This window comes from Actinoplanes sp. NPDC051633 (assembly GCF_040681735.1).
Lineage (GTDB): Bacteria > Actinomycetota > Actinomycetes > Mycobacteriales > Micromonosporaceae > Actinoplanes.
Window position 1 is genome coordinate 1 of record NZ_JBFAZH010001614.1, and the last position, 1,396, is coordinate 1,396.

Below are 1,396 nucleotides of genomic sequence, written 5' to 3' on the forward strand. Positions count from 1 at the left end.
GGTCGCCACCACCGTGACGACCCGCCCGGATCAGGCCTCGGGTGCGCAGACCGTCGCGGTCGACCACCTGTTCGTCCGCGACGACCGGGACCTGGCGCTGGTCCATCTCGCCGGTGGCCTGACCGGCCTGCGGGGCGACGCACCGGTGTCCGCCTCGGCCCCGGCCGACGGCGAGACGCTGCGCGTGCTCGGCTTCGGCCGGACCGCCAGGGAATGGGTGCCGGACCTGCCGCACACCGCACAGTTCTCGGTGCAGGACGTGTCGGCGACCGGACTCGGCATCGCACCGACCGCTGACGGCGGGATCTGCAAGGGCGACGCCGGCGGCCCGGTGGTGCGCGAGAACAGCGACGGGACGGCGAACCTGGTCGCGGTGGTCAGCACCTCGTGGCAGGGCGGTTGCCTCGGCGAGAGCGATGCGCGGCGGGACGCCACCGCGACCCGGATCGACGGCCTCGCCGACTGGATCAACCAGTTCACGGAGATCGAGCTGACCGGGGTCGTCGAGACCGGCACCGAGAGTGGCTGCCTGGTCCTGACGGCCGGCGGCGTCACGTACACCCTGGCCGGTGGCGACGGTGCGGTGGTCAAGGCCGGCGCGACCGTGCACGTGTCCGGCTATCGCGCGCCGAGTGCGACCAGCTCGTGTACGCAGGGCGTCCGGTTCCGGGTGACCCAGGCGGACACCGTCGCCACGCTGGTCGGGACGGTGACTCAAGGAGTGGAGGAGTGCCTGCTGTTGTCGTCCGGCGGCGTCACGTATCACCTGATGGGCGGCGACCGGGACGTCGTCACGGCAGGCGCGAAGCTGACCGTCACGGGATTCCGGACGTCGGGTGGCAGCAAATGCGCGCAGGGCACGATGTTCCGCGTCCTGTCGTCCGTACCGGCCAAGCAGGTCAGCCTGCGCGCGCACGCCAACAACAGGTACGTCACGGCGGAGAACGCCGGAGCCACCGCCCTGATCGCCAACCGGACGGCGGTCGGTCCCTGGGAGTTGTTCGACGCCTTCGACCTGGGCAACGGCAACGTTGCCCTGCGCGCTCACGCCAACGACATGTACGTCACGGCGGAGAACGCCGGGGCCGGCGCCCTGATCGCTAACCGGACCGCGGTCGGGCTGTGGGAGACCTTCCAGCTGGTCCGCAACGCCGACGGCAGCATCAGCCTCAAGGCGCAGGTGAACGGCAGGTACGTGACCGCTGAGAACGCCGGCGCCGGCTCGCTGATCGCGAACCGGACGGCCATCGGCCCGTGGGAGCAGTTCGACCTGATCGACAGCTGACGCCCCTGCGTCCAGCCGTAGGCGGCGTACGCCGGGCCACCGGCGGACCCCGCCCCACCAACAACACACACCCACCCACCCCGGATACGACGACACCACAGAGTCGGAATA

The 1,396-nt window shown here is 71.1% G+C and carries 1 protein-coding gene; it reads left to right on the top strand.

Going from position 1 to position 1,396, the window contains the following annotated elements; genetic code table 11:
* On the top strand, positions 1–1,285 hold a 1,285-nt coding region (locus AB0M20_RS43625), incomplete at its 5' end, for a trypsin-like serine protease (RefSeq protein WP_364307386.1).
* Between the last annotated feature and the right edge of the window lie 111 nt (positions 1,286–1,396).